Genomic DNA, 5,189 nt, shown 5'->3' with positions numbered 1-5,189 from the left:
AACACGGTCAAGGATGACGAGGTGATTTACGAATGGATCGGTTCGAAAACCGGCACGAAAACGGACGGGATCACGCTGTCGTCTTTGACTGAGGGCAAACCGGTTGCGTTCAGGATTGATGCTGAGTTCATCAGCGGCAACAACAACGGAACGGTATTGGCGAAGTACCTCATCAAGCGTGCGGCGGGTGGGACGAGTTATTCGAATGCGCTGGAGTTCAGGGTTGGGGCCGAACTGGTCGTACCGGTGATTACTTCGGTGAAAGACCCCTACGGTAAAGAAGTCCCCAATGGTTCCACCATTACCAATGACAGCGTCACCCTGACCGGTACAGCCACGGCGGGTCTGGAGGTCAATATCTTCGACGGGACGACCCCCAAAGGCACTGCTGCGGTTAATGCCAGCGGTGTTTGGACACGTGGTGTTGGTGGCTTGGTCAATGGGCCGCACAGCCTGACCGCCAAAGGCATTTACGGCAGCAACCCGGTATCAGTTCCCCGGACTTTTGTTGTGGCGCATGCCTTGGTTCCTGCGATTACTTCGGTGAAAGATTCCAAAGGCATCGACATCCCTCAAAACGGCACCACCGTTGACACCACTGTGACGCTGACAGGCACGGGTACGGCGAACCGTGCAGTGGATATTTATGACGGCACCACATTAAGAGACTCGGCGCCGATCAATGCTCAAGGGATCTGGACCTACACCGCGGCGAGTTTGTCCATTGCCGCTCACGCCTTCAAGGCAAAAGCCAAATACGGCAGTGAGACGGAATCAGCTTTTCGAACCTTTACTGTCGCCGCAGCAACGGTGCCGATGATCACATCGGTACTCGATTCAAAAGGCATCGCCATTCCCCAAAACGGTCTCACCGTTGAGTCCAGTGTCAAGGTCGGCGGCACGGCAACACCCCATCAGACCATCCTGATTTACAACAACAGCGTGAGCACTGGAGGCTTCGCAACAGCGGATGCTCAAGGTAAATGGGATCGGGATTTGGTCGGACTGGCCCAGGGCGACTGCAACCTTACCGCTGTTGCGCAATACGGCAGCAATCCGGTGTCGGTGATATGGAAAATCATCGTCACGCCGATGGTCACGCCGACCATTACCTCGATCAAGGACAGCAAGGGTGTCGAGATTCCTCATGGCGGAACCACCATTGATACCAGCGTGACGATCACCGGGACGGCGAGCAAAGGGCAGAAGGTCGATGTCAAGGATGGCACGATCTCTAAAGACAAGCCGCCTGCAAACCCGGTGACCGGAATCTGGACACTGACGGTTTCTGGCTTGAGCATTGCGGCGCACAGTTTTACGGCGAAAGCAGAATATGGCGCAGGGCTGGTGTCGGCAGCCAGGGATGTAACAATTACTCCCACTGAAGCGTTCGAAGATTTTGAAACCGTGAACCTAGGGCAGTTTAATAGGTTGGATCTCCCTATGTTCCATATCTCTACACCTTTTCAAGGCGTTCAAATCCAAGCAATCACTGACTCTCCGTATATAACGGGCAAGGCTGTGAGAATACCTTGGGGCCAACATATAGAGTGCACTCTCAAAACTTCAGCCAGAAAAGTGCGATTTGGATATAAACTATTAGATAAAATGGAATTGAAGTACGCGATCTATGATGAGAACGACGTGAGAACATTTGGACGGATTGAACCCAGAAAAGATCATGCTGACTGGTTTGAATTCTCATATGAGGACGCACGAAGAATTATAAAAATCTTTATTTATACAGATATGGCTTTAATTAAGAATGCTGGTTTCGTAGACAACATAACTTTATGGTACTAAACCAAGAAAGGGGGGACAGATTAATCAGAGGATGAATCTGTCCCATTTCACCATTAGGCTAACTAATCATCGCAGCTCGTATTAATTGACCGGCACCAGGTTATCGAGCACCTGATTCACCGCCAACTCTCCCAGCATCACAACCTGCGCAATCCCCAACAGCGTCCGGCGATGCGTTCCTTCAAGCATCCCCGCCAAGTCGTTGATCATTACGCAAGCCGATCCGAGGCTCTCACTGGCGTCGGCCAATAGAGGTTCGTTCGCACTGGCCGGGTTAACCATGAACAAACGGTTGGACACGTACGGCGCGGCCATGATTTCGGCAGTGGGTGGGCCTAAATAATGGTCGAGGGCGCGTTCGGCGGCTTCGTGGAATTTCTTGGATTGGGAGGATTCGTACGGCGATGCCGGATCGGTGGCCGGCGGGTTTGGCGTTACCTTGAACATAAATGCTTACCTCGTAATAAGGCTGCATCCATTCCACCGCTAAGCAAAAGGGAGGCAGCTGTGCGCAAGTTAGCGGTCCGGTAAGCATTCACAACCCGGCGCATCCGAAGATGCCATGCGCACAGCCACCATCGAGCGCAGGCGAAAGCCTGACTTGATAGGACTTGTACAACCGTGGATGCATACCGAGCCGCTAAGCCCGATCACTGGAAATCAGTGACCCGATCAACGTTACCGACCCGCCCCAAGGCGCACAAGCCGGCGGATTCTGTCTTAGGCGTAGGCAACGACGCAACGATTTGTGGGCAATCGTACGTAACTTCAGGTGTCTATAAACACGAATTACCGGGTTGTGTTTATTGGCTGACAACATCAGGCGAAATGTCCGACAGATTGTGGCGCGAGCACCGTGCAAGAGGCAGGCTTTTGTGTTGGTCATACCGACCCTCTTCGCGAGCAAGCCCGCTACCACAGTCGGAATGCGATCCATTGTGCGGGCTTGCTCGCGAAGGCGTCGGATCGGCGAGCGAATTACTTTCAATCCCCACCATTTCATCTAGCGTGAGAAAGGCCCCACTATTCCCTCGGAGCCTTCCCATGCCATTAGTCCGCGTCGAAATCAAAAAACACACCGACCCGACCTTTGCCAAACGCATCGGCGAGCAGATTTACAGCGCCATGCGCAGCGCCATCAACGTCCCGGATCATGACAACTTCCAGACCCTCAACGAGCACGACGCCAATCACTTTATCTTTGACCCCGAATACCTCGGCATTCAGCGCTCCGACCAATTGGTGATCATCCAGATCACGCTCAACGAAGGCCGAACGCTGGAGCAGAAAAAAGCGCTGTACCAAACCATCGCGCAAAACCTCAACACGCACCTGTCGATTCGCCTCGAAGACGTGTTCATCAATCTGGTGGAAGTGAAAAAAGAGAACTGGTCGTTCGGCAACGGCATCGCTCAATACGCCAATTGACAGGCGCGCAACCCGCACAGCATGATCAGCCCCATGAACCTTTGCGCGCTGCACCTCACCCGTACCACCACGACCGCTATCGGCGGGTCGTGGTGTTTGTGCCTGAGGTAACCCAGCGCAGCAAACCCAAGGCCCCGCCAGCAATGGACGGGGCCTTGTTGTTTCTCCCGTCCGTGCGGCATTTGCAGCACTCAAGGAGAGACATCATGTCTGCAGCACTGTTGATCATCGATATGCAGGTCGGTCTGTTTCATGGCCCGGAACAACCTCATCACGGCGAGCAAATTCTCGCCAACATCCAGCACCTTATCGCCAAGGCGAGACAACAGCAGGTGCCGATCTTTGCGGTGCGCCACACCGGCCCGCAAGGTTCGCCGATTGCCGCTGGCAGTTCGTTCTGGCAATTGCTGCCCGAGCTTGAGCTCAACGCTGAAACCGCAACCCTCTTTAACAAGTCCAGACCCAACGCCTTCCATGGCACTGACTTGGCGCAGCAACTGCAATCCAGAAAAATCGAGAATCTCTACCTCGTCGGCATGAAGACTCAATTCTGCATCGACAGCACTTGCCGCGCTGCTGCGGATCTGGGCTTCAAACCCGTGTTGATCGCCGACGCCCACACTTGCATGGACACTCCTGCCCTATCAGCGCAGGCGATCATCGAGCACCACAACGCCACCCTCGGTGGCGCCTTCGCCCGGGTAATAAACAGCGCAGACGTAACCTTCTGACGAAGCGTTCAGGCGAGCCCTGCATCAGCTCCTACACTGGCTGATGCGGGGCAACGTTCAACCATTGCCAAACCGCTCTGGAATCAGCACTCTGAAGCATAATTTGATGCCCTCGACGCCGACGATCACAGGAGCCGCGCAATGCCCGCAACCGTTCTGGTACTGGTTGAAACCATCAACGACTATTTGCCGATTCTGGAAAATCAGGGTTTTCATCTGATCCTCGCGCCGACGCCCGCTGAACGCGCGCAGGCTATTGCCACTCACGGCAGTCGTATCGATGCGGTGCTGACCCGTGGCCCGCTGGGTCTGACGGCTGACGAGATTGCCGCCCTGCCCGCACTGGAAATCATCACCGTGATCGGGGCCGGTTATGAGCAAGTTGATCTGCAAGCCGCCAGTGATCGCGGGATTACCGTGACCAATGGCGCCGGGGTTAACGCCTCGTCCGTGGCCGACCATGCGATGGCGATGCTGCTGGCATTGGTGCGTGATATTCCGCGTTGCGACGCGGCGGTACGTCGTGGTGAATGGCCGAAGATCATGCGCCCGTCGCTGGCCGGGAAGCGCTTGGGGATTCTCGGATTGGGTGCAGTGGGCCTGGCGATTGCCAAGCGCGCGCACCTCGGTTTCGACATGGAAATCAGCTACCACAGCCGTCAGGTGCGCAGCGAGGTGCCTTACGCGTTTTGCTCGACGCCGACCGAACTGGCACGCGCTGCGGACTTTCTGATCATCGCGACGCCGGGCGGTATCGGTACGCAGCATATGGTGACGCGTGCAGTGCTTGATGCACTGGGGCCGAAGGGTTTTATCGTCAACATTGCGCGGGCCAGTGTGATTGCCACAGCAGACCTGATCACGGCCCTTGAACAACGAAAAATTGCCGGTGCGGCACTGGATGTGTTCGATCACGAACCGCAGGTGCCGGATGCGCTGAAATCCCTCAGCAATGTGTTGCTCACGCCTCACGTTGCCGGCCTGTCGCCAGAGGCCACCCAAGGCACGGTCGAACTGGTGGGCAAAAACCTCGTCGCCTTTTTCTCCGGGCAACCGGTGCTCACCCCGATCGCCCTCCCGCCAAAACTCAGCAACCAGCGCGTGCACTGATCTGACTGATCTGACTGATCTGACTGATCTGACCTGTAGGAGCTGCCGAAGGCTGCGATCTTTTGATTTTTGGTTTATAAGATCAAAAGATAGCAGCCTTAGGCAGCGACGACACGG

Annotated in this window: 4 protein-coding genes and 1 pseudogene; 4 read left to right on the top strand and 1 reads right to left on the bottom strand. The window is 55.3% G+C overall.

Annotated elements, in window-relative coordinates:
* Nucleotides 1-1,803: pseudogene (locus QMX93_RS29570) on the top strand (hypothetical protein); the annotation flags it as partial.
* A gap of 81 nt (nucleotides 1,804-1,884) precedes the next feature.
* Here QMX93_RS29570 and QMX93_RS29565 read toward each other — a convergent pair.
* The gene (locus QMX93_RS29565; RefSeq protein WP_282359099.1) at nucleotides 1,885-2,250 is read right to left on the bottom strand and encodes a DUF6124 family protein; all 366 of its coding nucleotides are present in this window, start codon (nucleotides 2,248-2,250) and stop codon (nucleotides 1,885-1,887) included.
* Nucleotides 2,251-2,847: 597 nt separating this feature from the next.
* On the opposite strand from QMX93_RS29565, the gene QMX93_RS29560 reads away from it, so the two are divergent.
* The 3 genes from QMX93_RS29560 to QMX93_RS29550 all read left to right on the top strand — a co-directional run bounded on the left by QMX93_RS29560 (nucleotide 2,848) and on the right by QMX93_RS29550 (nucleotide 5,072).
* The gene (locus QMX93_RS29560) at nucleotides 2,848-3,231 is read left to right on the top strand and encodes a tautomerase family protein (RefSeq protein WP_282359097.1); all 384 of its coding nucleotides are present in this window, start codon (nucleotides 2,848-2,850) and stop codon (nucleotides 3,229-3,231) included.
* A 206-nt stretch (nucleotides 3,232-3,437) separates the two neighbouring features.
* Nucleotides 3,438-3,962 (top strand): cysteine hydrolase family protein, encoded by a 525-nt coding sequence (locus QMX93_RS29555; RefSeq protein ID WP_282359095.1) that lies wholly within the window; start codon nucleotides 3,438-3,440, stop codon nucleotides 3,960-3,962.
* Nucleotides 3,963-4,103: 141 nt separating this feature from the next.
* Nucleotides 4,104-5,072, top strand: a complete 969-nt coding sequence (locus tag QMX93_RS29550) for a 2-hydroxyacid dehydrogenase (RefSeq protein ID WP_282359094.1) — start codon at nucleotides 4,104-4,106, stop codon at nucleotides 5,070-5,072.
* Nucleotides 5,073-5,189: the final 117 nt, after the last annotated feature.

This window comes from Pseudomonas sp. PS01303 (genome assembly GCF_029959385.1).
Taxonomy (GTDB): Bacteria; Pseudomonadota; Gammaproteobacteria; order Pseudomonadales; family Pseudomonadaceae; genus Aquipseudomonas; species Aquipseudomonas rustica.
The sequence above is the reverse complement of the archived record's forward strand: the minus strand, read 5'-3'. Positions and strand labels throughout refer to the sequence as shown.